Source organism: Marinobacter sp. (assembly GCF_048269445.1).
In the GTDB taxonomy this organism is placed as follows: domain Bacteria; phylum Pseudomonadota; class Gammaproteobacteria; order Pseudomonadales; family Oleiphilaceae; genus Marinobacter.
Genome location: NZ_JBLXIQ010000006.1, coordinates 289,670 through 314,121, shown reverse-complemented (window position 1 = coordinate 314,121; position 24,452 = coordinate 289,670). Strand labels below are relative to the sequence as shown.

General features: G+C 57.1%; 22 protein-coding genes and 1 tRNA gene. 14 read left to right on the top strand and 9 right to left on the bottom strand.

Going from position 1 to position 24,452, the window contains the following annotated elements:
* Complete coding sequence (gene greA / locus ACN0XM_RS14775; RefSeq protein WP_417567700.1) at positions 1–480, top strand: transcription elongation factor GreA; 480 nt, start codon at positions 1–3, stop codon at positions 478–480.
* Positions 481–555: 75 nt separating this feature from the next.
* On the opposite strand, the gene yhbY is transcribed toward greA, so the two are convergent.
* A complete protein-coding gene (gene yhbY / locus ACN0XM_RS14770) occupies positions 556–867 on the bottom strand; it encodes a ribosome assembly RNA-binding protein YhbY (protein WP_417567699.1) in 312 nt (103 codons plus the stop codon).
* Between the two features lie 392 nt (positions 868–1,259).
* Here yhbY and ftsH point away from each other — a divergent pair, with 392 nt between their 5' ends.
* The 13 genes from ftsH to pnp all read left to right on the top strand — a co-directional run bounded on the left by ftsH (position 1,260) and on the right by pnp (position 15,892).
* The gene (gene ftsH / locus ACN0XM_RS14765) at positions 1,260–3,203 is read left to right on the top strand and encodes an ATP-dependent zinc metalloprotease FtsH (RefSeq protein ID WP_417567698.1); all 1,944 of its coding nucleotides are present in this window, start codon (positions 1,260–1,262) and stop codon (positions 3,201–3,203) included.
* 95 nt (positions 3,204–3,298) lie between these two features.
* Positions 3,299–4,129 (top strand): dihydropteroate synthase, encoded by an 831-nt coding sequence (gene folP, locus ACN0XM_RS14760; protein WP_417567697.1) that lies wholly within the window; start codon positions 3,299–3,301, stop codon positions 4,127–4,129.
* Positions 4,129–5,472: a phosphoglucosamine mutase gene (gene glmM, locus ACN0XM_RS14755; protein WP_417567696.1), complete on the top strand. Its 1,344-nt coding sequence runs from the start codon at positions 4,129–4,131 to the stop codon at positions 5,470–5,472. The genes folP and glmM overlap by 1 nt, the downstream gene beginning before the upstream one ends.
* 75 nt (positions 5,473–5,547) lie before the next feature.
* Positions 5,548–6,306 (top strand): triose-phosphate isomerase, encoded by a 759-nt coding sequence (gene tpiA / locus ACN0XM_RS14750; protein ID WP_417567695.1) that lies wholly within the window; start codon positions 5,548–5,550, stop codon positions 6,304–6,306.
* A gap of 24 nt (positions 6,307–6,330) precedes the next feature.
* Entirely contained in the window at positions 6,331–6,711 is a 381-nt protein-coding gene (gene secG / locus ACN0XM_RS14745) for a preprotein translocase subunit SecG (RefSeq protein ID WP_417567694.1), read from the top strand.
* Positions 6,712–6,718: 7 nt separating this feature from the next.
* Positions 6,719–6,803, top strand: a tRNA-Leu gene (locus tag ACN0XM_RS14740).
* A 320-nt stretch (positions 6,804–7,123) separates the two neighbouring features.
* On the top strand, positions 7,124–7,585 hold the full coding sequence (rimP, locus tag ACN0XM_RS14735; RefSeq protein WP_099617543.1) for a ribosome maturation factor RimP: 462 nt from the start codon (positions 7,124–7,126) through the stop codon (positions 7,583–7,585).
* 54 nt (positions 7,586–7,639) lie between these two features.
* A complete protein-coding gene (nusA, locus tag ACN0XM_RS14730; protein ID WP_417567693.1) occupies positions 7,640–9,133 on the top strand; it encodes a transcription termination factor NusA in 1,494 nt (497 codons plus the stop codon).
* A gap of 18 nt (positions 9,134–9,151) precedes the next feature.
* Complete coding sequence (gene infB / locus ACN0XM_RS14725; protein WP_417567692.1) at positions 9,152–11,710, top strand: translation initiation factor IF-2; 2,559 nt, start codon at positions 9,152–9,154, stop codon at positions 11,708–11,710.
* Complete coding sequence (rbfA, locus tag ACN0XM_RS14720) at positions 11,710–12,135, top strand: 30S ribosome-binding factor RbfA (protein ID WP_417567691.1); 426 nt, start codon at positions 11,710–11,712, stop codon at positions 12,133–12,135. The genes infB and rbfA overlap by 1 nt, the downstream gene beginning before the upstream one ends.
* Positions 12,132–13,073 carry a tRNA pseudouridine(55) synthase TruB gene (truB, locus tag ACN0XM_RS14715; RefSeq protein WP_417567690.1) on the top strand — a complete coding sequence of 314 codons (942 nt, stop codon included), beginning with the start codon at positions 12,132–12,134 and terminating at the stop codon, positions 13,071–13,073. Before rbfA ends, truB begins: the two co-directional genes overlap by 4 nt.
* Before the next feature lie 77 nt (positions 13,074–13,150).
* Positions 13,151–13,420 (top strand): 30S ribosomal protein S15, encoded by a 270-nt coding sequence (rpsO, locus tag ACN0XM_RS14710; RefSeq protein ID WP_099617538.1) that lies wholly within the window; start codon positions 13,151–13,153, stop codon positions 13,418–13,420.
* 357 nt (positions 13,421–13,777) lie between these two features.
* On the top strand, positions 13,778–15,892 hold the full coding sequence (pnp, locus tag ACN0XM_RS14705; RefSeq protein WP_417567731.1) for a polyribonucleotide nucleotidyltransferase: 2,115 nt from the start codon (positions 13,778–13,780) through the stop codon (positions 15,890–15,892).
* Between the two features lie 85 nt (positions 15,893–15,977).
* On the opposite strand, the gene ACN0XM_RS14700 is transcribed toward pnp, so the two are convergent.
* From ACN0XM_RS14700 to ACN0XM_RS14665, 8 genes are all read right to left on the bottom strand, one after another.
* Positions 15,978–16,853 (bottom strand): alpha/beta hydrolase, encoded by an 876-nt coding sequence (locus tag ACN0XM_RS14700; protein WP_417567689.1) that lies wholly within the window; start codon positions 16,851–16,853, stop codon positions 15,978–15,980.
* Entirely contained in the window at positions 16,823–18,688 is a 1,866-nt protein-coding gene (locus ACN0XM_RS14695; protein WP_417567688.1) for a DUF4105 domain-containing protein, read from the bottom strand. The genes ACN0XM_RS14700 and ACN0XM_RS14695 overlap by 31 nt, the downstream gene beginning before the upstream one ends.
* Before the next feature lie 88 nt (positions 18,689–18,776).
* Positions 18,777–19,241 (bottom strand): DUF3015 domain-containing protein, encoded by a 465-nt coding sequence (locus ACN0XM_RS14690; RefSeq protein ID WP_099617534.1) that lies wholly within the window; start codon positions 19,239–19,241, stop codon positions 18,777–18,779.
* 241 nt (positions 19,242–19,482) lie between these two features.
* The gene (locus ACN0XM_RS14685; protein WP_417567687.1) at positions 19,483–20,184 is read right to left on the bottom strand and encodes an ABC transporter ATP-binding protein; all 702 of its coding nucleotides are present in this window, start codon (positions 20,182–20,184) and stop codon (positions 19,483–19,485) included.
* A gap of 9 nt (positions 20,185–20,193) precedes the next feature.
* Positions 20,194–20,949, bottom strand: a complete 756-nt coding sequence (gene livG, locus ACN0XM_RS14680) for a high-affinity branched-chain amino acid ABC transporter ATP-binding protein LivG (protein WP_417567686.1) — start codon at positions 20,947–20,949, stop codon at positions 20,194–20,196.
* A gap of 6 nt (positions 20,950–20,955) precedes the next feature.
* Complete coding sequence (locus ACN0XM_RS14675; RefSeq protein ID WP_417567685.1) at positions 20,956–22,227, bottom strand: high-affinity branched-chain amino acid ABC transporter permease LivM; 1,272 nt, start codon at positions 22,225–22,227, stop codon at positions 20,956–20,958.
* The gene (livH, locus tag ACN0XM_RS14670) at positions 22,227–23,150 is read right to left on the bottom strand and encodes a high-affinity branched-chain amino acid ABC transporter permease LivH (RefSeq protein ID WP_417567684.1); all 924 of its coding nucleotides are present in this window, start codon (positions 23,148–23,150) and stop codon (positions 22,227–22,229) included. The genes ACN0XM_RS14675 and livH overlap by 1 nt, the downstream gene beginning before the upstream one ends.
* Positions 23,151–23,311: 161 nt before the next feature.
* Complete coding sequence (locus ACN0XM_RS14665; protein ID WP_417567683.1) at positions 23,312–24,424, bottom strand: branched-chain amino acid ABC transporter substrate-binding protein; 1,113 nt, start codon at positions 24,422–24,424, stop codon at positions 23,312–23,314.
* Positions 24,425–24,452 lie beyond the last annotated feature (28 nt).

The following is a 24,452-nucleotide window of genomic DNA, read 5'->3' as shown; positions in this document are numbered from 1 at the left end:
ATGGCTGACAGAGTACCAATGACCAAGGAGGGGGAGAGCCGCCTCCGCCAGGAACTTCAGAAGCTGAAGTCCGAAGATCGTCCCCGGGTGATTGCGGCAATCTCCGACGCCCGTGAGCATGGCGACCTGAAAGAAAACGCCGAATACCATGCCGCCCGGGAGCAGCAAAGCTTTATAGAGGGCCGTATCCAGGAAATTGAAGGCAAACTGTCCGGCGCTCAGGTGATTGATGTCACCACCATCGAAAACACCGGCAAGGTGATCTTCGGCACCACGGTCCATCTGCTGAACATGGACACTGATGAGCAGGTTATTTACCAGATCGTAGGTGAGGACGAGGCCGACATTAAGGCAGGGAAGTTGTCGATTTCCTCGCCCATCGCCCGGGCTCTTATTGGCAAGAGTGAAGGTGACGTGGTCGCGATTCGCGTGCCGTCTGGCACCGTGGAATACGAAATTGAGGAAGTTGAGTACATCTGACCTTACGTGAAGGCGAGAAAAAAAGCCGGCTCGGGGTGCCCCCAGCCGGCTTTTTTTAACAGATTCTGCGCCGGATCAGTGTTTGTGACGCAGCAGGTTCGACAGTTTCGGGTTGGGCTTCTTCGCGCGGCGCAGGATCACGGCGATTTTGCCGATGGACTGGACCAGTTCGGCACCGGAACTTTCGCAAAGTGCCGTGATGGCTTCCTGTCTCGCTTCGCGATCCGGGTTTGCCACTTTGATCTTGATCAGCTCGTGATCATTCAGGGCGCGCTCCAGTTCCTCCTGCAGCCCTTCGGACAGGCCTTTGTCGCCAACGATGATGACCGGCTTCAGATTGTGGGCAATGGCCCGGTATTCCCGGCGCTGTTCCGGTGAAAGACTCATGATGTAATCTCTTTATCGGTGCAATTAAAAAAAGGTCAGCGGCGCATGCGCAGACTTGAACGTATAATTTCGGAATTGTAACAGATCGCCTTGCCTTAGAAATGGCCGTTAACACGTATCGGAGTGGTTGTTGGCGGACTGGAGGAACCAAGTGGGGCGCGCTGGGTCAAAGAATATTGGAAGGTTGGGTGATGGTCTGTCTGGTGCCGCTGTTGTAATTTTAGATATGGGTCCCAATATGTGGTGTAAGGCCGCTTTTCATCACAATCCCTGTATGCCTCGTGTGGCCGATACGGATGGGCCGTTTCTGGTGGCAGGGCGTATAATTGGTGTAAGGTGTCAATAAAGGGTGCTTTCGAAAAGGTGGCCCTTCAATTCACAGGTGACGATCCTTGAACGATATGGCAAAAAATCTGGTTCTCTGGCTAATTATAGCCGCCGTGCTGCTGATGGTGTTTCAGAATTTCTCTCCCACCACCACCGGCCAACAAGTCAATTATTCCCAATTTGTGGAGATGGTCCAGCAAGGCCAGGTCCGTCAGGTCACAATTGATGGGTTGGAGGTTCAGGGTACCCGCGATGACGGTTCCCAGTTCCAGACAATTCGTCCCCAGGTGTCTGACAACAAGCTGATGGACGATCTTCTTGCAAACCAGGTCGAAGTTATTGGTAAGCAGCCTGAGCGCCAGAGCCTTTGGACCCAGTTGCTGGTGGCCGCCTTCCCGATTCTGATCATCATTGCGCTGTTCGTGTTCTTTATGCGTCAGATGCAGGGAGGTGGCGGCGGCAAAGGCCCGATGTCTTTCGGTAAGAGCAAGGCTCGTCTGATGAGCGAAGATCAGATCAAGACAACCTTCGGGGACGTAGCCGGTGTTGATGAAGCCAAAGAAGACGTGAAGGAGCTGGTGGACTTCCTGCGGGATCCCAGCAAGTTCCAGCGTCTTGGTGGCAGCATTCCCAAAGGTGTTCTGATGGTGGGTCAGCCGGGTACCGGTAAAACCCTGCTCGCCAAAGCAATTGCTGGTGAGGCCAAGGTGCCGTTCTTTTCCATCTCTGGTTCCGACTTCGTGGAAATGTTTGTGGGCGTGGGTGCATCCCGTGTTCGCGACATGTTTGAGCAGGCCAAGAAGCAGAGTCCGTGCATCATCTTTATCGACGAGATTGATGCGGTCGGTCGCCATCGTGGCGCCGGTATGGGCGGCGGTCATGACGAGCGCGAGCAGACCCTTAACCAGTTATTGGTTGAGATGGACGGCTTTGAAGGCAACGAAGGCGTTATCGTTATCGCTGCTACCAACCGGCCGGATGTTCTCGACCCTGCGCTGTTGCGCCCGGGCCGTTTCGACCGTCAGGTGGTTGTTGGATTGCCGGATATTATCGGCCGTGAACAGATTCTCAAAGTACACATGAAGAAAGTGCCCCTGGACGATGGCGTAGAGCCAGCTCTGATTGCCCGTGGTACGCCTGGGTTCTCCGGTGCGGATCTTGCCAACCTGGTTAACGAAGCCGCGCTGTTTGCGGCGCGTCGTAACCAGCGCCTTGTTTCCATGGAAGAGTTCGAGCTGGCCAAGGACAAGATCATGATGGGCGCCGAGCGCAAGTCCATGGTGATGAGCGAGAAGGAAAAGCGGAACACGGCTTACCATGAATCTGGCCATGCCATTGTTGGTCGGCTGATGCCCGAGCACGACCCGGTTTACAAGGTCAGCATTATTCCTCGCGGCCGCGCGCTGGGTGTGACCATGTTCCTCCCTGAAGAGGACAGGTACAGCCACAGCAAGCGGTTCCTGATCAGCTCGATCTGCAGTCTATTCGGTGGCCGTATTGCCGAAGAGCTGACTCTTGGATTTGATGGCGTCACCACGGGTGCGTCCAACGATATCGAGCGGGCGACCAGCCTGGCCCGGAACATGGTGACCCGTTGGGGGTTGTCCGAGAAACTCGGGCCGCTGCAGTACGATACCGACAGTGAAGAGCCGTTCCTTGGTCGTTCCGCTGGCCAGTCCCAGACAGTGTACTCGCCGGAAACCGCCCAGCGGATTGACGAAGAAGTCCGGAACATCATCGACACCTGCTACGAGAAAGCCAGGCAGATCCTGATCGATAACCGTGAAAAGCTGGACCTGATGGCCGACGCGCTGATGAAGTACGAAACCATTGATCGTCATCAGATCGACGACATCATGGAAGGCCGTGCGCCTCGTCCGCCGAAAGGCTGGGGAGACAGCGGTCCCGCAGGTGGCGTGAAAACCGACGAGCCTGAAGCGGCGCCAGAGCCCAAGGCCTCCGATGACGGCCGTCATCCCGGTGTCGGCCGTCCTGCCGGAGAGCACTGACGCTTCCGGCTTTCCGGTCAGAAAATCCTTGTAGTTCCCTGCGCCGCCCGGATCCCGGGCGGCGTTTGTTTTTGCCAGTCTGAAAAAGGTTTGCCATGAAAATGAAGTTCGCCGGGCGGGTGCTGGATATGTCCCATTGCCACGTAATGGGGATTTTAAACGTAACCCCGGATTCGTTCTCCGATGGCGGGAAGTTCAACCGCCCCGATGTGGCTCTGGAGCGGGCAAGGCAAATGGTGGCCGATGGCGCAGCATTTATCGATATTGGCGGCGAGTCGACCCGTCCGGGTGCGACGCCGGTATCGGTTCAGGAAGAGCTGGATCGGGTCTGCCCGGTGGTCGAAAGGGTTGCCCGGGAGCTGGATGTCGTGGTCTCGGTAGACACTAGTGCGCCGGAAGTGATGGCGGAAACGGCGAAACTCGGAGCAGGTCTGATTAACGATGTGCGTGCCCTCCAGCGGGAGGGCGCGCCTGAGGTGGCTGCCCGGACTGGTATACCTGTGTGTATCATGCATATTCAGGGCGAACCGGACACCATGCAGGATCGCCCAGAGTACCGGAGTGTCCGCCGGGAGGTGAGTTTGTTTCTCTCGGAGCGAATGCGTGTCGCCGAACTGGCCGGTGTTCGCCCGGAGAATATTGTTCTGGACCCGGGTTTTGGTTTTGGCAAGAGTCTCGACCACAACCTGCAGCTGATGGCTTGCCTTGAGCAGATGCACATCCTCGGGCATCCGCTATTGATCGGGGTTTCCCGGAAGTCCATGCTTGGCCATATCACTGGTCGCGATGTGAATGAAAGGTTGCCCGCAAGCCTTGCGGCCGCGACAATATCCGCCATGAAAGGTGCCAGTATTATTCGCGTGCACGATGTCAGGGAAACGGTAGACGCCGTCCGTGTGGTGACGGCAGTCAAGGAGGCAGGTTAATGTCCGAGAGAAAATATTTTGGCACGGACGGTATTCGCGGCCGTGTCGGCGAGTATCCGATTACCCCGGAATTCATGCTCAAGCTTGGCTGGGCCGCTGGACAGGCGTTCAAGCGGGACGGTCATCGCAACAGTGTATTGATTGGCAAGGACACCCGGCTTTCGGGCTATATGTTTGAGTCCGCTCTCGAGGCCGGGCTCGCAGCCGCCGGCGTCGATGTGAAGCTGCTTGGCCCAATGCCGACACCGGCCATCGCCTACCTCACCCGCACCTTCCGGGCCTCGGCCGGTATCGTGATCAGCGCCTCCCATAATCCGCATCATGACAATGGCATCAAGTTCTTCTCGGCCGAAGGCACCAAACTCGATGACGCCCTGGAAGCGGAAATTGAGCGATGGTTGGATATGCCAATTCAGGTTTGTGAGCCGGCGGAGCTTGGTAAAGCCTCCCGGGTAGACGATGCCCCCGGCCGGTACGTGGAATTCTGTAAAAGTACTGTCCCAAACGAATTCACCCTGGACGGCATGAAAATTGTGCTGGATTGTGCTCACGGTGCCACTTACCACGTGGCCCCCAAAGTGTTTCGTGAGCTTGGTGCGAGAGTATCAGTGATTGGCGCCGATCCCGATGGTCTGAACATCAACCTGAACGTCGGCTCAACCCATCTCGAAGCATTGAAAGCGGCTGTCGTTGAAAAGAGGGCGGACCTCGGCATCGCTTTTGACGGCGACGGCGACCGGGTCCTGATGGTGGACCGGGACGGCTCCGAAGTGGATGGCGATGAACTTCTCTATGTGATCGCCTCCCAGCGCTTTGCGGAGGGTCGCCTCAAAGGTGGGGTTGTCGGTACCCTGATGACTAATCTTGGCGTTGAGCTGGCGCTGACTGAAATCGGAATCGAATTCGAGCGCGCAAAAGTCGGCGATCGCTACGTAATGGAACGCCTCGTCGCCAACAACTGGGTGCTCGGTGGTGAAGGATCGGGCCATATGGTTATTCGTGACTGCACGAGTACTGGGGATGGGATTGTCTCGGCGCTGCAGGCTCTGTTGGCGATCAGGCGATCGGGGAAGACGCTTTCGGAGATCCGTCAGGGCATGAGCAAGTTGCCCCAGAAGATGATCAACGTTCGTGTGAGTCAGCGTTTCGATCCGTTCAGCCGCGAGGACATAGTGGCTGCAGTGCAAAAGGCCGAATCCGATTTGGGCAGCTCCGGGCGAATCCTGCTTAGAGCCTCTGGCACCGAACCACTGATCCGGGTTATGGCAGAAGGACAGGACGCAGAGGATATCCTGCGGGTAGTCGAAGAGCTGGCGAAAGTGGTGGAGAATTCTACCGCTTAATTTTGTGTTTTCAGGCGGTTGTCTGCAGGAAGGGAGTCCTGTATAGTTCGCCCTCCCTCACGTTCGGGAACTGTTATGCGTCGTAAGATCGTAGCCGGAAACTGGAAAATGAACGGGTCGAAAGACCTGGCCCAAACGCTGGTAGGCTATGTGCGATCCCAGGTTGAGTCTCTTGATAATGGCGTTGAGGTTGTTATTATGCCTCCCGCAATTTATATCGGAGATGTGGCCGCCCAAGCCGGTGATACATTGGCATTGGGTGTTCAGAACGTTGGGCAGTGGGAGTCCGGAGCCTACACCGGTGAGATTTCCGCTGAGATGGCAAAGGACCAGGGTTGCCGTTACGTTCTGGTCGGGCACTCTGAGCGTCGTCATATCTTTGCTGAAAGCGACGATGAGGTGGCCGCGAAAGTTGAGCGCATTGTTGGTAGTAATCTGAGTGCCATAGTTTGCGTCGGTGAAACGCTTGAAGAGCGTGAGGCGGGCGAGGCGGAGTCGGTTGTTGCAGGTCAGGTCCGGAACGGTCTGGCAGCGGTGGCGCCGAGCCAGTGGTCGCATGTTATTGTCGCCTACGAGCCTGTATGGGCGATCGGTACCGGCAAAACCGCCACAGCACAAGATGCCCAGGCCATGCATGCATCGATCAGAAAGGTGCTGGCAGAGATTGGCGCCCCGGCCGAAGAAGTATCCCTGCTTTACGGGGGGAGTGTAAAAGCGGATAATGCAGCCGCGCTTTTTGCCGAACCGGATATTGACGGTGGGTTGATTGGCGGAGCGTCACTGGTAGCAGAAGAATTTGTTAGTATTTGCCGGGCTTCTCCGGCAAGTGCCTAAAGTTAAAGGTTCGCGAGAGTCGTTATGGATTGGTTAGAGACACTGGTAGTCGTTGTGCACGTCGTGATCGCGGTGGCGCTGGTGGGTCTGGTGCTGATCCAGCAGGGCAAGGGTGCTGACGCAGGGGCTGCCTTTGGTGGTGGCGCCTCTCAGACAGTTTTCGGTAGCCAGGGCAGCGGCAGTTTTCTGACCCGCTTCACTACCCTGCTCGCCATCGTATTTTTTGTAACAAGTTTCTCGTTGGCGATCTTTGCCAAGCAGCGCGCTGAGCTGGCCGGGGAAGCAGGAATTCCTGTCGTTGAGGAATCTGCGGCCCCCGCACCGGCTGACAGTGCTGCTGGAAATGGCGGAGCTTCCTCCAGCGAAACCGGGGGCGGGGAGTCTGGTCTCCCTGAACTCGAGTAAGAATGTTGCCCGGGTGGTGAAACTGGTAGACACGCTATCTTGAGGGGGTAGTGGCGAAAGCTGTGCCGGTTCGAGTCCGGCCCCGGGCACCATATAGAAGAAAGACGGCTTGGACTCTCCAGGCCGTTTTTTTTGGTCAGTCCTTGACCACTCTGCCTGGCGTCTCTATACTCCGGCGGATATTGGGACCTGCCGCGTGGTGCTGGCGGGTTTCTGGCAGGCCAGGTGTCTGTCAGCAGGAAGCGGTACACCGGTTTGCTTCCTGCGAGTTCTTGCAACAAAAGGCCCCATTGTTCGGGGCTTTTTGATTAAGGGGCCTGGCGCAAAGGGCCCTGGTGCATAAAAAGGGCTGATAAAACAGCCCTTTTTTTGTTTTTGGGGCCGGTAAATCTGATAACGGAGAAGGCGTAACTTGTCAGCCAAGATTAAACAACTGGAAGACATTCTCCGGCCTGTAATTGAGGGGCTGGGGTATGAGTTCTGGGGCATTGAATTCCGCTCACAGGGCCATCATTCCCTGCTGCGAGTATTTATTGACGATGCCGAGAACGGCATCGGTATTGAGGACTGCGAAAAAGTCAGTCGCCAGATCAGCGGTGTGATGGATGTGGAAGATCCCATCCAGACCGAGTACACACTGGAGGTTTCATCCCCGGGTATGGATCGCCCGCTGTTTCGTCTGGAACAATACGAAGCCTTTGCCGGCCACCAGGTGCAGATTCGTCTCCGGATGGCATTTGAAGGGCGCCGGAAGTTCCAGGGGCTGATTAAAGGCGTCGAAGGTGATGATGTGGTGGTGGTCGTTGATGACCACGAATATCTTCTGCCTTTCGACAGCATCGAAAAGGCCCACATCGTACCGGTATTCGAATGAACGATATTAAAAAGTCAGTGGACGCACAGTTTATGTTGAGGGCAGGGCAATCCAATGAGTAAAGAGATCTTGCTGGTGGTTGAATCCGTCTCGAACGAAAAAGGTGTCGAGAAGGATGTGATTTTTGAAGCGATCGAGTTGGCACTGGCCACCGCTGCCAAAAAACGCTTTGATGACGAAGAGGCGGATATCCGGGTTTCGATTGACCGGAAAACCGGCGAATATGAAACCTTCCGCCGTTGGCTGGTTGTAGACAACGACGCGGTTCCTGCGCTCGGAACAGAGCTCACGCTGCAGGAAGCTGAGGAAATCGACACGGCGCTGAAGCCGGGCGATATTCATGAAGAGAAAATTGAGTCCGAGGCGTTCGGTCGGATCGGTGCCCAGGCCGCCAAGCAGATAATCTTCCAGAAGGTCCGTGAAGCTGAGCGCATGAAAATTGTCGACAGCTATCGCGACCGTGTTGGTGAGCTGGTGTCTGGTACGGTCAAGAAAGTGACTCGTGACAACGTGATAGTTGATCTGGGCAGTAACGCCGAAGCGCTGTTGCCCCGGGAACACCTTATTCCCCGGGAAACCTTCCGTATGGGCGACCGGGTGCGCTCCCTGCTTCTGGAGATCCGTACCGATCATCGCGGCCCCCAGCTGATCCTGAGCCGCACCGCATCGCAGATGCTGATTGAGCTGTTTCGCATCGAGGTTCCGGAAATTGCGGAAGAACTGATTGAGATCCGTGGTGCCGCCAGGGATCCCGGCTCCCGGGCGAAGATTGCCGTCAAAACCAATGATCGCCGTATCGACCCGGTTGGCGCCTGTGTTGGTATGCGCGGTTCACGCGTTCAGGCCGTTTCCAACGAGTTGGGTGGTGAGCGAGTCGATATCGTGCTCTGGGACGATAACCCGGCCCAGCTGGTGATCAATGCCATGGCCCCGGCGGAGGTTGCCTCCATCGTAATGGACGAAGACCGGCACACCATGGAAGTGGCAGTGGCGGAAGACAATCTGGCCCAGGCGATTGGCCGGAACGGCCAGAATGTTCGTCTGGCTACGGAACTGACGGGCTGGACCCTGAACGTGATGACCGAAGAAGAAGCCGGCGAGCGTCAGGAACAGGAGTACAATCGACTCGTAGAGCACTTCACTGGCAACCTGGATATTGATGAAGAGTTCGCTGGCGTGCTGATTGAGGAAGGGTTTACCTCGATCGAAGAGGTGGCCTATGTGCCAATGGAAGAAATGCTGTCGATCGAAGGTTTTGACGAAGAGACCGTCTCAGAACTGCGTCGCCGTGCCAAGGATGTCCTGCTGAACCAGGCCCTGGCAAGCGAAGAGGCACTTGAGGGTGCCGAGCCGGCAGAGGATCTTCTTGGTATGGACGGCATGGACCGTAGCCTGGCCTTCAAGCTGGCAGGCATGGGTGTGCGCACCATGGAAGATCTGGCAGAGCAGTCGGTTGGCGATCTGCTCGATATCGATGGTATGGATGAAGAGCGTGCCGGTCAGCTTATCATGACCGCACGTGCCCCCTGGTTTGAAGACCAGGCTTAATTCGGGAGGAGGACCAGTATGGCTGAAGTAACGGTAAAACAACTGGCCGAAGATGTAGGCGCTCCCGTGGATCGTTTGCTGAAGCAGATTGTGGAGGCCGGCCTGAAGGCCCGCTCCGAGAGTGATTCTGTCTCCAGCGATGAGAAGCAGCAGTTGCTGGCCTATTTGAGAAAGACTCACGGCGAGGCCGATTCCGAGCCGCGCAAGATTACCCTGAAGCGCAAGACCACCACGACGCTCAAGGCGGGCAAGGCAAAAACCGTCAATGTTGAGGTTCGCAAGCGCCGCACGTACATCAAGCGGGCTGAAGCGCAGCCGGAAGCTGAAGCGTCGAAACCGGAAGAGCTGGTAGCAGAACAAGCGCAAGAGCAGCCGCTGGTGGAAGAGGCGCCAAAGGTACCCGCCGAGCAGGCGCTACAGGCTGAGGCTGAAAAGCCGTCTACGGCTGAGGCAGCGACATCGGAAGAGGCTGCACAGCAGGAACCGGCCGCGAAAGCAGAGCCGAAGAAAGCGGCAGAGCCAGCGCCAGTTACCGCTCCGGAAGATATCCCGATGCCACCACCTGAGGGTGACGGCAAGGATCGCAAGCCGAAGAAGAAGAAAGAAAAAGTTCGCGAGCGTGGCGACGAGGTCGAAGAAGGCAAGCCCAAGAAGAAGCAGGCTGGTCATCGCGGTCCTCGCGCCCGTCCGGTGGATGAGCCGCTGGTTATCTCCGAGGACGAGGAAGAGACCACGCTGCGTAAGCCGCTGCGTGCGAAAAAGAAACCCAAAGAGAAGCGTCATGGCTTCGAGAGGCCGACCAAACCAATGGTCAGAGAAGTAGAGATTCCGGAAACGATTACTGTCGGTGACCTTGCCCAGCGTATGGCGGTCAAGTCGGGTGACGTAATCAAGACCCTGATGGGAATGGGCGTTATGGCCACCATCAACCAGGCACTGGACCAGGAAACTGCCGTTCTGGTGACTGAAGAGCTGGGTCACAAGGCGAAGACAGTCAGCGACGATGCGTTTGAAGAGGAGGTTCTGAGCGAATTCTCCTTCGAAGGCGGCGAGAAGACCAAACGTGCTCCGGTTGTGAGTGTGATGGGTCACGTTGACCACGGCAAAACCTCACTGCTGGATTACATCCGTCGTACCAAGGTGGCTTCCGGCGAATCCGGTGGTATCACCCAGCACATTGGTGCCTACCACGTGGAAACTGACCACGGCATGGTGTCTTTCCTTGATACCCCGGGCCACGCGGCATTTACTGCGATGCGTGCCCGTGGTGCCCAGTGTACCGATATCGTGGTTCTGGTGGTTGCCGCCGATGATGGTGTGATGCCCCAGACCCGGGAAGCTGTCCAGCACGCCCGCTCAGCCGGTGTGCCCATCGTGGTTGCGATGAACAAGATGGACAAGGAAGAAGCCGACCCTGATCGCATCAAGACTGAACTGGCCGGTATGGAAGTGATTCCGGAAGATTGGGGCGGTGACGTCCAGTTTGTGCCGGTCTCAGCTCATAGCGGTGAGGGCATCGATGATTTGCTTGAAGCCTTGCTGCTACAGGCCGAAGTTCTGGAGCTGGAGGCGGTTACAGACGCCCCGGCCAAAGGGGTTGTGGTCGAGTCCAGTCTTGAGCGTGGGCGCGGTTCCGTTGCTACCGTACTGGTACAGAACGGCACTCTGCGCCAGGGCGACATGGTTGTGGCTGGTTCCTACTTCGGTAAGGTCCGGGCCATGACTGATGAAGCCGGCAAACAGGTGAAGGAAGCAGGGCCGTCCATCCCGGTTGAAATCCTCGGCCTGAACGGTACGCCGGACGCCGGTGACGAGTTCTTCGCGGTTGCCGACGAGAAGAAGGCCAAGGAGCTGGCCGAGTTCCGCCAGGTTCGCGAGCGGGAGCAGCGTCTCCAGCGTCAGCAGGCGGCGAAGCTTGAGAATCTGTTCGAGAATATGGGCAAGGATGAGGTCAAAACCCTCAATGTTGTGCTCAAGACCGACGTTCGCGGTTCTCTGGAAGCCATTACCAAGGCCCTGCAGGATCTTGGCAACGACGAAGTTCAGGTGAAGATCGTATCTTCCGGTGTGGGCGGTATTGCCGAGACCGACGTCAGCCTGGCGATGGCGACCAACGCGGTTATCTTCGGTTTCAACGTTCGTGCCGACACAGCGTCCAAACGACTGGTTGAGCAGGAAGGTCTGGACCTGCGCTACTACAGCATCATCTACAACCTGATTGATGATGTGAAAGCAGCGCTGACCGGGATGTTGGCACCGGAATTCCGCGAAGACATTGTCGGTATTGCCGACGTTCGCGACGTTTTCCGTTCGCCGAAGTTTGGCCAGGTGGCCGGCTGTATGGTGATCGAAGGTACGGTTTACCGTAACAAGCCTATTCGTGTTCTGCGGGACAACGTGGTTATCTTTGAAGGCGAGCTGGAATCCCTGCGCCGCTTCAAGGATGACGTACCTGAAGTCCGTAATGGCATGGAATGTGGTATCGGCGTTAAGGGTTACGATGTGAAAGTCGGTGACCAGATCGAAGTATTCGATCGCGTCCGGGTCGAGCGCAAGCTTGAGTCTACGGGGGCCTGATGCCTAGAGAGTTCAGTCGGATTGATCGCATTGGCGATCAGATGCAACGGGAGCTCGCCCAGCTCATCCAGCGGGAAGTCAAAGATCCCCGGGTGGGCATGGTTTCGGTGAATGCAGTCAAGGTCAGTCGTGACCTTGGCTACGCCGATATCTATGTATCCCTGCTTTCCACCGAAGAGCTGACGGAGGAGTCTCCGGAAGTTAAAGAGTCTATCGCTGTTCTTAACAAGGCGTCGGGCTTTCTTCGCGGGCAGGTGGGGCGTGCCATGAAGCTTCGGGTTATTCCGCAGCTCCGGTTCCACTTTGACGCCCTGCAGGGCTACAGCCGCAAGATGGACAGTCTCATTCGGGAAGCGGTTGGCGACAAGCCCGCCGTGGACCGTGATGAGGACGAAAGCCAGGACGATCCGGAGCGGAACGCTTGAGTCGCAGACGCAAGGGCCGTGAGGTCAATGGCATTCTGGTGATCGACAAGCCGCTCGGCATCACCTCCAATGGCATCTTGCAGCAGGTCAAGCGCCTGTTCGGGGCGGCCAAGGCTGGTCACACCGGCGCGCTGGATCCATTGGCCACCGGGGTGTTGCCGCTGTGTTTTGGCGAGGCCACCAAGTTCTCCCAGATGATGCTGGACAGCGACAAGGCCTACATCGCCACAGCACGGCTCGGAATCAGTACCGAAACCGGTGACAGTGAAGGCGCCATCGTTGCCGAGAAGCCGGTACCTGCCGGTCTTTCCCCTGAGGTGCTGGAGCCGGTTCTGGACAGATTCCGGGGCGATATCCAGCAGGTTCCCTCCATGTATTCGGCGCTCAAGCATAAGGGGCGCCCGCTCTACGAATACGCCCGGGAAGGCATTGAAGTGGAGCGACCGGCCCGGCCAGTCACCATTTACGAGCTGACGCTTCTCGACATCCGTGAGAATGAGATGGATATTGCCGTCAGTTGCACCAAGGGTACGTACATTCGCTCACTGGTTGAGGATATTGGCGAAGCCCTCGGTTGTGGTGCCCATGTGACGGCACTGCGTCGTACCATGGCGTCGGGGTTTACCCTGGCCGATGCCCGTGTGGTCACAGACCTGGAAGAGATGCGAGAGCGCGACGAAAGCCTGGATGGCCTGCTGGTCGCCCCGGATGCTGCGCTATCCATGTTCCCGGAGCACTTCCTGGCGGGGCCAGCGCTGGTATCGATATTGAATGGACAACCGGTTAGAATACCGGGTCAAGCCCATGAAGGCTTCGTGCGACTCTATGCGAAAGAGAACCGCAACGAAGGTTTTGTCGGGCTGGCAGAAGCATTCCCGGAAGGTGAGGAGACCAATCTGGTCCCCCGCCGACTGGTGAAGAGCAGCGGGAAGCCATAGGCGCATCGCTGTTTAGCCGGGCTGTAGAGATGCGCGGTTCGGCCGGATCTGAAAGCATCGCAACAATGAGGTGAGTTATGGCACTTTCTGCCAATGAGAAAGCACAGATCGTTAATGATTTTCAGCAAGGTGATGGCGATACCGGTTCTCCTGAAGTTCAGGTTGCACTGCTCAGCGCCAACATCAACAAGCTGCAGGATCACTTCAAGGTCAACAAGCAGGATCACCATTCCCGCCGTGGCCTGATCCGGATGGTAAACCAGCGTCGTAAGCTGCTGGATTACCTCAAGCGCAAGAACGCTGACCGTTACCTGGAACTCATCCAGCGTCTGGGTCTGCGTCGCTAATCCGGGTCTATACGACCTGAGGGCTGCGCCGGTAACTCCGGTTGCAGCCATCAACCAGCAGGTTCTTTCCGGACCTGCTGGTTGTGCTTGTCTCTAACTGCAGTTGTATTGTCTGTGTCACCGAAGGATTCCTTGTCGTAATGGAAAGCTGAAATTGATAGCAGGTTGTTGAAAAACCCGGGCCCGGCGGCCTTTGGAATTGCCGCCCGACAGACCGGGGTTTTGCAACAGCCTGTTAGCTTTCAGGCGGGTTGTCTTTCGGATCACAGAGCAACACCTGCAGATAGTCGATCCAGCGCGCAGGGGCGTGCTGGATGAATCAATCTGGAAAAGATAGAACTGGAGTTATTTGTGGATCTGAAACCTGTAAAGAAAACGTTTGAGCTTGGCGGCAAGACCGTCACTCTGGAAACCGGCCGTATTGCCCGCCAGGCCACCGGTTCCGTGCTGGTAACCGTTGATGATATTTCTGTTCTCGGCACTGTTGTTGGTGCCAAGGAAGCAAAGCCGGGCCAGCCATTCTTCCCGCTGACCGTGAACTACTTCGAGAAGACCTACGCTGTTGGTAAAATCCCCGGTGGCTTCTTCAAGCGCGAAGGTCGTCCTTCCGAGAAAGAAACCCTGACTTCACGTCTGATCGACCGTCCGATTCGTCCGCTGTTCCCGAACGGCTTCATGAACGAAGTTCAGGTCATTCTCACCGTGATGTCCTCCAGCAAGAACCAGGATCCGGACATTGCGGCGATGCTTGCCGCCTCAGCGGCGCTGTCCATTTCAGGCATCCCGTTTGACGGCCCCATTGGTGCTTCCCGTGTTGGTTACACCAACGAGCGCGGTTATTTCCTGAACCCGACTTTCGAAGAGCTGCAAACGTCCCTGCTGGACATGGTCGTTGCCGGTACCGAAGACGCAGTTCTGATGGTTGAATCCGAAGCCAAGGGCCTGACTGAAGATCAGATGCTGGGTGGGGTTCTATACGCCCATCAGGAAATGCAGGTGGCTGTCGCCGCGATCAAGGAATTTGCCGCTGAAACCGGTAAGCCTCGGTGGGATTGGCAGCCAGCGGCAGAGAACACCGAGCTTCTCAATGCCGTCAAGACCGAAGCGTCCGCGGCCATCGAGGAAGCCTACGGCATTCGCGACAAGATGGAGCGCTACTCCCGTCTGGGCGAAATCAAGACTGCGCTTGTCGAAAAACTGGCCGGTGAAGAGGAAGGTCAGCCTTCCGCCGATGAAGTCAAAAAGTATTTCGGCAAGGTGGAGAAAGCCATCGTTCGGCATCAGGTTATCGAGGGCAAGCCCCGTATTGATGGCCGGGACAACAAGACCGTTCGCCCGATCGCAATCGAAGTGGGCGTTCTGCCCAGCGTTCACGGTTCCGCCCTGTTCACCCGGGGCGAGACCCAGGCCATCGTGACCACCACGCTGGGTACCTCCCGCGATGTGCAGATCATTGATGCCCTGGAAGGCGAGCGCAAGGATCCGTTCCTGTTCCACTACAACTTCCCTCCGTATTCGGTTGGTGAAGCTGGCCGTGTTGGCAGTCCGGGCCGCCGTGAGGTTGGTCATGGTCGTCTGGCCAAGCGTGGTGTTCTGGCGGTTATGCCGACCCTGGAAGAGTTCCCGTATGCAATCCGTGCGGTTTCCGAGATCACCGAGTCCAACGGTTCAAGCTCAATGGCGTCTGTCTGTGGTTCCAGCCTGGCACTGATGGATGCGGGTGTGCCCATCAAGGCACCGGTTGCCGGTATTGCCATGGGTCTGGTCAAGGAAGGCGACAAGTTCGCGATTCTGACCGACATTCTGGGGGATGAAGATCACCTGGGTGACATGGACTTCAAGGTTGCGGGTACCCAGGAGGGCGTAACTGCCCTGCAAATGGATATCAAGATCAACGGCATCACCGACGAAATCATGGAGCTTGCCCTTGAGCAGGCCCATGCAGCGCGTCTGCACATTCTGGGCGAGATGAACAAGGTTATCTCTGCACCCCGTGCCGAGCTTTCTTCCCGTGCGCCAAGCATCACCACCATCAAGATCAACCCTGAGAAGATCCGTGACGTCATCGGTAAGGGCGGCTCCATGATCCGCTCCATCTGTGACGAGACCGGCGCTTCCATTGATCTGGATGACGACGGTAACGTGAAGATCTATGCCGATAACCAGGAAGCGGCCCAGGCGGCGGTGAACCGGGTTAAGGAAATCACTGCGGAGATTGAGGTTGGTGCCATCTACAAGGGTCGCGTCGAGCGCATTGTGGACTTCGGTGCCTTCGTCAACATCCTGCCTGGCAAGGATGGTCTGGTTCACATTTCCCAGATCTCTGACCGCCGCATCGAGAATGTGACCGACGAGCTGAGCGAAGGTCAGGAAGTTCTGGTGAAGGTGCTGGACGTGGATAACCGTGGCCGCGTCAAGCTGTCCATGAAGGAAATCAAGGAAGGCGACGAGCCGACCGATTTCTCTGCCTGAAGCTTCCGCTTGAGGTAGGCCGGATTAGCCGCAGGCGTGATCCGACAAAAACCCGCCACTCTTAGGAGATTGGCGGGTTTTTTTATTATGATCTTGCCATAAACCGAAGCACCGCCTCCTTATACCCCGGAATCACAAACGTCGCGCCGTGAGGTGTATCCGTTTGTAAAAACTCCTTCGGCTCCTCTGCCGCTTCATAAAGCGCCTGGCCATGGTGAAACGGAATAATCCCATCCCGAACACTGTGAATAATCATCACCGGAACCGGGCGAATGCCGGCGATGCGGTCCAAACCTTCGTATTCCTCAGGAATGGTCCAGCTGAGGGGAATCTGGAACGGCCAGGTTAGCCAGAAAGCTCCCAGTTTTTCCCGGGCAATTTGGCGAAAGCCGGAGAAGGTTCCGTCGAGTATCAGGCCGTTCAGCCGCGGCCGCTCTTCTCGCTGAGCCCATTCGCTGGCCAGTGGTATTGCCAGTCCGCCCCCGAGACTTTGGCCGAAGATGTATACGGGTTTGTCTGCTACGTCTGGTTTGGCGACCAACCAACGCAGCCCGGTTTCCGCGTCATGAAGGGCGCCTTCGATGTCCGGGTCGCCGGTGGATTTGCCGTAGCCGCGGTAGTCGATAGTGAAGACGTTGTAGCCTTTCTCGGGCAGCCAGGTGACGTTGAGGATGTGGCTGCTGATGTTCTGGGCGTTGCCGTGGAGAAAATAGACGGTGCCCTTGGCATCATTCTCAGGCACTTCTGCGGGCAGCCACCAGCCGTGGAGGGTTTCGCCATCGGCGGTATCCAGGTAGATGTCGTCGTAGGCGAGATTCAGGCGGTCCGGGGTGATGTAGGTGACCCGGTCCGGGTAGAAGAATACGTTGCTGCACCCCGACAGCAGGAGAGCGGCGACCAAAAACCCGCTGAGCGTTTTTGTGCGAGGGGTCAGAAGTAGGCGTGGAGTCCGGCTTGCCATGTGCTTTGGTACCTGTCGAAGTGGTCTTCCCGGCTGAATTCGGCAAACAGGCTGAATTCGCGTCCGATGTGCCAGTTGGTTTTGGCGTACAGCTGGTCTTGACGGTGCTGGCTGCTGACAATCCAGGCTTTGGTTTTCGCGCCCACAAGCACGCTGAAGCGGTTGTTCTGGTGCAGCAGTCCAAGGTCGGCGCCCGGGGCTGCGTCGTAGCCATGGCCCAGGTCGTCATCGATTTCCAGGTCGGCGGTGGCGATGGCAAAGGCCTGGGTATTACTGCCGAGCCCCCAGCTTCCCCCAGCGCCCCCTTCCAGGTAAGGGGTCAGCACCCGATCGTTTCTGGTGTCGGTTCGGCGCCCGCCAAAGCCAACCTGCCAGGAAATGGGGGAGAAGAAGGCGTTTCGTAGGCTCAATGAGCGAATCTCTACACCGGTAAGCTGTTCCAGCTGGACTTCGTTGTTGCCTGTGTACAGGCGTGCATCCAGTCTCAGGAACTGCAGCTGGGCGCCGGTGCGGTAGCCCGCAGGCGGATCCAGTAAGTCATGGTAAGCCGGCCGCAGTGTGACCTGGGTGAATTCCCTGTGTGCCTGCTGGCCGGCACCAAGACTCAGGCGGAAGGTGTCGTGGCCCTGGTCGTCCCGTACCAGGGGCTCAGTCGGCTCCGGTGGGGCCGACACACCGTTGATATGGCTACGCTCTCGCAACAACTCGTGGGACAGGGGTGCGGCGATTTCCCGGGGCCAGCCGTCCGCCTCGCTTTTATAGCGCACGTAATCGTAGGTGGCGTCGAGCACGTGGGCCCGTAGCTCTTGTGGCAGGTCCGATACTTCATTGGCATCGGCAGCGACATAACCATTGGCAATCGCGGCCGCGAGGGTCTGCTGGTCATCGGGCAGGGCGGCGAGGCTATAAGCGACTGTTGTGGCCGCCGAGGGGCGGTAATACACGTCGCTGACCAGGTCTTTGTCCACCACCCAGCGCACCGTGTCCGAGGGGATTGCGTGAGTGTTCACTTCGCCCAGAAGGTCTGTGCCCGGCCTGGCGATATCAATCAGCGCCAGCAGACGATAGGCGCAATTTTCGTCAAAGAAGTAGTAATCGAAGTTCCGGTCCCGGATCTCCCAGGCGTGGGCGACCATCATGTCCACTTCGCCCTGGGTAAGGTTCAGTTTGTATTCCCACAGATCCCGGTGTTCGATGTCCGAATACAAGCGGATCTTTTCGTAATAGGGCTGGATCGTCGTAATTCCGGGGTAACCGCCGAAGATGCCCTTGTAGGCAAAGAGAATTTCGCTGTCATGAGCGGCAGCGTCGGCGGCATAGGAGATCGTGTTGGCCAGTAACAGGTTGGTTTCCTCGTCGTCCTGGGGAGGGTCCAGCCTCAGGAAGGTATGGCCGAACATGGAAGACGGGCTGTTCAGGTAGGATGCCGCGAACACCAGTGTCACGGTTTCCGTGTTCAGCGTCTCCGACCATTGCTGGTAGCCCGGGCAATCGATATCCGGTAATGACAAATTCAGCTTTTTCTGCAGCCAGGTTGCCCTTGCAGGAAACTGGCAGCGGGCGTGGTTATCGCCTTCGCCGGGCCGCTGGATAGCATCGAGGGTTGCTTCCAGCTCCGCCCTGGGTGAGTGCTTACCCTCCTCGCTGAGAAAGAATGCCGGGTCGTCGGCCTGGCTGGTGTAGCCTCCACCAAAAGAGTCCGGCTGATAGCTGACAAGCGCGAGCCAGGCCGGGTCAAGATGAGGGGCGGGGTGGTCGGCGGGCATTTCCGCCTCGGTTGGCAGGCTGACTGCAAGCCAGATCAAAGCTGGCCCAATACGAAGCATATTGCCCATGGGTTTTGCTGTATCCGGGGTTGAACAGGGTGGAAGGTGAAGCAATGCGCCGTCCCTGGCGCACGAACGTCCGTTTAATAGACCAGGATCAGGCCGCTACGTACTTGCTGAGCGACTCGTTCTTTTCCAGCAGGGCGACGATGGCATCGACGGCTTCGCCGGAGGTGGTTTCGGAGTTCGGGAAAATGGTTGCGAAGTTGTCCTGCAACACCTTACGGAAGGTGTCACGATCAGCCTGGTCTACACCCAGCAGGACTGCCAGGGTATCCAGGTTTTCACCAGCACCGCGGGACATGTCCCGGGCCACCTTGTCGATGTTGCTGTCCATGTACATCGCCATGGACTGAACAGCCTCGTTGGTCTGGCAGCCCAATGTCCCCGTGGTCATACCAAAAGTCTGGTTACCAAAGGTCCCGTTTGTGGTGGCAGCCAGTACATGGGGGGCAATGCCGGACTGTCCTTTCCAGATCATGGCACCCACACCACACCCCGGTTGTGCAAAGGCCATGGAGGAGGCCCCCAGAAGAATTGCACCTGCGATCAGTTTTTTCATTATCCACTCCTTTACGTTTTTTAAAGCTGTCGTCGCAAAACACAATGCTGCCCCTGACGGAGGACAGCATTGCAAAAACGGCCCTGACTGGTCTTGTGGAGACAAGATGACCGTTGGCTTGAGTATAGTTCAAATCTTGCGAACGCAAGTTTACGGATTGGTGACTATTTGATTTTGCCCAAAAAAACCGGAGCCTGTTGCTACGCTCCGGTTCTTGGTTTGCCGATGAATGTCCGCCTCTTCAGCCGCCCAGATAGGCGTTCTGAACATCCGGATTGGCCAGCAGGTTCTTGCCGGTATCGTGCAGGCGAATCTTGCCGGTTTCGAGCACGTAACCACGGTCGGCCAGGTTGAGGGCCTGGTGGGCATTTTGCTCGACCAGGAAGACCGTGATGCCTTCTTCGCGCAGGTGCCCAATGATCTCAAAGATCTGTTTGATCACCAGCGGGGCCAGACCCAGGGAAGGCTCATCCAGGATGATCATATTCGGCCTGCTCATCAGCGCACGGCCGATGGCAAGCATCTGCTGCTCACCGCCAGACATGGTGCCGGCGCGCTGGTGTTCACGTTCCTTGAGGCGGGGGAAGAGCTCGTAGACATGGTCCTGGCTCTTGCGGATCTCGGCCTTGGTGTTGAAAAACCCCCCCATATGGAGGTTTTCCTCGACAGTCAGGCCCGAGAAGACTCGCCGGCCCTCGGGGACAATGGCAATGCCGGAGCGCATGATCTGCGCCGTTGGCTCGCGAGTGATATCCCGATCGTTCAGGATAACCCGTCCCGAGCTGGCTTGGGGGTGGCCGCAGACAGTCATCAGTAGCGTTGTCTTGCCCGCACCGTTGGCGCCGATGAGAGAAACAATCTCCCCTTTTTTGACCTCGACAGAAACCCCGTGCAGTGCCTCGATTTTGCCGTAGTGGGTATGGACATCTTCTAGTACTAGCATGGTTTTCCCTCAGGCCTCGCCCAGATAGGCTTTGATCACGTCGTCGTTCTGGCGGATTTCGTCCGGCGTACCACAGGCCAGGGGCCTGCCCTGGTTGATCACATTGATGCGGTCGGAAATATCCATAACCAGGCTCATGTCGTGCTCAATCAGCACTACGGAAACGTTGTAGTCCTCTTTCAGGCTGACGATCAGCTGATTGAGTTCCTTGGTTTCCGCCGGGTTGAGGCCTGCGGCTGGCTCATCGAGCATCAACAGCTTGGGTTCGGTCACCATGCATCGGGCGATTTCCAGCCGGCGCTGCTGGCCATAGGCCAGGTTGCCTGCTTCCCGGTTGGCCAGGTCCATCAGGCCGACGCGGTCGAGCCAATAGGCGGCACGGTCCAGTGACTTCTGTTCCCGATCCCGGTAATTCGGGGTTTTCATCAAGCCAGCAATCAGGTTCGTATTCAGGTGTCGGTGCTGGGCAACCAGGAGGTTTTCCACCACGGTCATCTGGTTGAACAACCTGACATGCTGGAAGGTTCTTACCATCCCCAGGCGGGAGATCTTGTGGTCCGGTTTGCCCTGGACTTCCTGCCCCTCGAACAGGATTTTCCCGCCGGTGGGTTTGTAGAAGCCGCTCATACAGTTGAATACGGTGGTTTTGCCGGCGCCGTTAGGGCCGATGATGGACACGATTTCGTGTTCCCGAACGTCCAGAGAGACCTGGTCTACCGCCAGCAGGCCGCCAAAGCGCATGGACAGATTCTGTACTTCAAGCATCGTCCGTCACTCCTGCTTTTTCAGTTCAATGTGGATGCGGCGCATGGGCATGAGGCCCTGCGGGCGCCAGACCATCATCAGCACCATGGCGGCACCGAAGATCAGCATGCGGTATTCGGAAAATTCACGGGCCAGCTCCGGCAGGATGGTGACGGCAATTGCCGCCAGAATCACACCGAGCTGGGAGCCCATGCCCCCGAGTACAACAATTGCCAGGATGATGGCCGATTCCAGGAAGACGAACGATTCCGGGCTGATAAAACCCTGTTTGGACGCAAACACAGTACCGGCAAAGCCGGCAAAGAAGGCGCCAATGGTAAACGCGGTCAGCTTGACTGCAGTGCGATTGAGGCCAAGGGACCGGGCCGCGATTTCATCCTCCCGCAGCGCTTCCCAGGCACGGCCCACCGGCATTCGCATGAAACGTCGAATCACCAGCGCAGTGAATACGGCCAGTACCAGCGAAATCAGGTACAGGAAGATAACCTTGTCTTCACCACTGTAGGCGATTCCGAAAGTCTCATGGAAAGAGGTATTGCCCTCTTCCTTGACGCGCCGGCCGAACTCCATGCCGAAGAGTGTCGGTTCCGGAATGCCGCCGATACCGTTGGGGCCCCCAGTCAGGCTGGTCCAGTTGTTGAGCAGAATGCGGATAATCTCGCCGAAACCGAGCGTGACGATAGCCAGATAATCCCCTCGGAGTCGCAATACCGGGAAACCCAGTACCAGCCCGAACAGCGCCGCGAGAAGCGCCCCGAGGGGCAGTGCCATCCAGAAGGAAATACCGAAATACTCGGAAAGCAGAGCAAAGGTATAGGCGCCTACGGCATAAAATGCCACGTAGCCGAGGTCCAGCAGGCCAGCCAGGCCAACCACCACGTTCAGGCCAAGAGCCAGCATGATGTAGATGAGCACCAGAGTGGCCAGATCCACAGAGCCGCGGGATACAAAGAAGGGCCAGAACAGGGCTAAAACAACAATGCCGGTAAGTACCCAGGATTCAATGCGTGCCCGCTTGTTTTCAGCCATCGGCTCTTTTTCGGTCTGTGGCAGCGGCTTTGGAATGCTTTTCAGCGTCGCCATGATGCTTTCACGAAACAGCTGGAACAGGAAAACGACCACTGCAGCCAGGAAAACCGTCACGATGGTGGAGGTCTCGGCCCCGTTAAGGATGACATTGATACCCTCTGCTTCCAGGTTAAAGCCAAGAATAGGGTACGAAATAATCAGGGTGATAACGGCGCAGAAAAGCGCATGTTTCAGATTTTGAGCAGCCATCAGATCTTCTCAACCTCCGGTTTGCCAAGCAGGCCGGTGGGTTTGAACAGCAGAATGAGGATTAGCAGGCCAAAAGAGACCACATCCTTGTATTCACCGCTGAGGTAGCCGGAGGTCATGCTTTCGGAAACGCCCAGGATAAGCCCACCCAGCATGGCACCGGGAATGCTGCCGATACCGCCAAGGACAGCGGCGGTGAACGCCTTGAGCCCAGCGATAAATCCGAACAGCGGATCAATGGAACCGTAGTACATGCCCAGGAGAAGGCCCGCGACTGCAGCCAGGGCTGCACCGATCACGAAGGTCGCCGAGATGATTCGGTTGGTGTCGATGCCAAGCAAGTTGGCCATGCCCAGATCCTGGGAAACTGCCCGGCATGCGCGACCGGTACGAGATCGCGAGATAAACAGGGACAGTGCGGTCATACAGATCAGAGTGGTGATGAAAATGGTGATTTGCATGTAGGAGAGTGACATCGCAAACGCACCCTCCGAGCCGAACTTGAAGCCACCGTCAATCAGGGCGGGAAATCCGATGTTACGGGAGCCTTGGGCGAGGTGGACATAGTTCTGAAGGAAGATTGACATGCCAATGGCGGAAATGAGCGGAATCAGGCGGTGACGTCCGCGGACCGGCCGGTAAGCAACCCGCTCCACCGCCCAGCCCATCGCGCTGGAGACGATCATGGCGCAAACCAGTGCAACGATCAGGATTACCGGAAGCCAGCCGATGCCAAGGGTGGCAAGGCCGGTGATGGCAATCAGGGCCGTATAGGCACCGATCATATAAATTTCACCATGGGCGAAGTTGATCATGCCGATGATGCCGTAAACCATCGTGTAGCCGATGGCGATCAGGGCGTAGGCGCTCCCGATCGTCAGCCCGTTGATGAGCTGCTGGGAAAAATACAGGAGGTCTTGCATTGTTTTGGAACTCCGAAAGCCTGCTCCCTCCGCTACCACACCACGGGTGCGGGATTTCCGAACCGCAGGTGGGGGAGGTTCAACAGGAGCCTAGAAAAACACCTCCTCCCGGATCTCGGTGAGAAGGTGCTCTCAGTATTACCGTTTTTTAACGATTTGGCTTAGTTTACCGGAGTTTTACTGCCATCTAAATGCCATTCGTAAACAACGAACTCGAATGACTTCATGTCACCGGCCTTATCGTACTCAACCTTACCGATTGGTGTTTCGAAAGAGCCGCTGCGCAGAGCTTCTGCTACTTCGAATGGATCGGTGGATTCCGCTTGCTCAATGCCATCCGCTATGAGTTGAACGGCGGTGTAGGAGGTGAGCACAAACGGACCGGAGGGGTCCTCACCCTTGGCTTCGAAGGCCTTGACCAGTTCCTGGTTCGCAGCTTTTTTGTCAAACGCCGGTGGCAGGGTTACCAGCAGGCCTTCGGCAGCTTCGCCGGCAATAGTGTTGATGTCCTTGTTGCCCACGCCTTCCGGGCCCATGAAGGTGGTGTCCAGATCAGCCTGGCGAGCCTGACGCAGGATCAAGCCCAACTCAGGATGGTAGCCACCGTAGTAAACGTAATCGACATTTGCCTGCTTCAGTTTGGTCACCAGCGAAGAGAAGTCTTTGCTGCCAGCAGTGATACCTTCAAACATGGCGATTTCCACGCCTTTGTCCTTAAGGGTGTCACGTACAGCGGTGGCAATGCCTTCACCATACTGCTGTTTGTCGTGAATGATTGCGACGCGCTCGGGATTCAGGCTGGCAAGGTAGTTGCCGGCGACAGGGCCCTGCATACTGTCCAGACCGATGGTGCGGAACACCAGCTCATAACCGCGCTCGGTAATTTCCGGGCTCGTGGAGGCCGGTGTGACCATCAGGATGCCTTCATCCTCGTAAATGTCCGAGGCGGGCTGGGTGGAGCTGGAGCACAGGTGGCCGACGACAAAGCGAACGCCATCATTGACCAGGCTGTTGGCCACGCTGACGGCTTGCTTGGGGTCGCAGACGTCGTCGTATTCAACGGCGACCAGTTCCTCTCCCATCACGCCGCCATTGGCATTGATCTGTTCAATAGCCATGCGGGCACCGGAAAACTGCATGTCACCGTATTGGGCGACGGGGCCGGTCATGGGACCGGCGATACCGATCTGAATTTCAGCGGCGGCGTGGCCGGCGCCCATAAGAGCTACGGAAGTGCTTACAGCGGTTACGAGTTTCTTTACTGAAGTTCTCATTGAGTCTGTCCTGTTTTGTTCAGGGTTA